This is a genomic window from Peptoniphilus sp. oral taxon 836 str. F0141 (assembly GCF_000179335.1).
GTDB classification, from domain to species: domain Bacteria; phylum Bacillota; class Clostridia; order Tissierellales; family Peptoniphilaceae; genus Peptoniphilus_A; species Peptoniphilus_A lacrimalis.
This window is the reverse complement of record NZ_AEAA01000063.1, coordinates 1-1360: the sequence shown is the minus strand read 5'-3', so window position 1 is coordinate 1360 and position 1360 is coordinate 1. Positions and strand designations below refer to the sequence as shown.

The window sequence follows — 1360 nt, the reverse complement described above, 5'->3', positions numbered from 1 at the left end:
CTCATAAAAATTTCGTCAACTTTATACATTCCCAAAAGGACTAGACCAATAAATATTAATGATAATAAGATTTTTTTAATTTTTCATACAACCATTTCCTTAAAACTGAAAATATATAAACTGAGATTCTGAAAATCCTGGTCCATAAATTCCAAAAATTAAAATTCCAAAAATAAAGAACAAGTAAATAATCCATCTGATTGGAAGATAAATATTTTTAAGCGTATTTATCGGTTTTATTCCCTTATATTTAAGAAAATCTACTAAAAATAAGATTAAAATACTTATCACAAGAACGAGTAATTCATTATTAGAAAATTTAAGCGCAATTAAACTACTGTTAAAATCATATTTAGAAAAGTCAAAGGTGAAAATATTTTTTATAAATAAAATTGCATCCATTGTTGTAGACGCTCTAAAAAATATTGTAGTAAATATAAAAGCTAAATATGTAGCAATTATTCTTAAAGTGTTTAATAACATACCAGTTTTTTTCTTATGAATCCCCGTTATGTTTTCAAAGATTATTAAAAGGCCATTTATAAATCCCCAAACAATAAAAGACAATTCTGCACCATGCCAAAGTCCACTTGCTGTGAAAACTATTAACAAATTTATATACTTTCTGAATTTTCCTTTGCGGTTGCCTCCCAAGGGTATATAAAGATAATCTTTAAACCACGAGGACAATGAAATGTGCCATCTACTCCAAAATTCAACTATAGATTTTGAAAAAAAGGCTCCTTAAAATTATCCATTAAATCAACACCCAAAATTTTTGCTGAACCCTTGGCTATAATTGAGTATGAATAAAAATCACAGTATATCTGAATAGTGAACAAAAATGCTGCAAAGAAAAGGACAAGAGAAGAATAACTTTCAATTGAATTAAAAACACCATTTACCACTATGGCAGCTCTATCAGCTATTACAAGTTTTAAAAAATATCCATAAGTTATAAATATCAAGCCAATTACCATATTGTCATAAGAAAATTTCCTATTTTTCTTGATTTGTGGGAGCAAGTTAGTTGATCTTTCAATAGGTCCTGCTACTAATTGAGGGAAAAAAGATACAAAAAGAGCATAATTTATAAAATTTTTCTCGGCTTTTATATCTTTTCTATATACATCAATGGTGTAACCAAGAGCTTGAAAGGTACTAAAAAGAAATCCCCACAGGCAATAGAAAATTTAAGTATCTTCCTACTGAGTGTATATGAAAAATTGCAAGTATATCATTCAAAGAATTAAGTGCAAAATTAAAATATTTAAAGAAAAATAATATGCCTAAATTTATTGCAAAACAAATAAAAACAGCTTTCTTCTTTTTTCTTTCGTCGTCAATATGTTTATCCAAA

2 protein-coding genes and 1 pseudogene are annotated in these 1360 nt (G+C 27.0%); all 3 read right to left on the bottom strand.

Going from position 1 to position 1360, the window contains the following annotated elements; genetic code table 11:
* Nucleotides 1-99: 99 nt before the first annotated feature.
* A complete protein-coding gene (locus tag HMPREF9131_RS08860) occupies nt 100-690 on the bottom strand; it encodes an MBOAT family O-acyltransferase (protein WP_009345206.1) in 591 nt (196 codons plus the stop codon).
* A gap of 29 nt (nt 691-719) precedes the next feature.
* Entirely contained in the window at nt 720-1043 is a 324-nt protein-coding gene (locus HMPREF9131_RS08855) for a hypothetical protein (protein ID WP_255348606.1), read from the bottom strand.
* A gap of 118 nt (nt 1044-1161) precedes the next feature.
* A pseudogene (locus HMPREF9131_RS08595) lies at nt 1162-1360 on the bottom strand (MBOAT family protein); the annotation flags it as partial.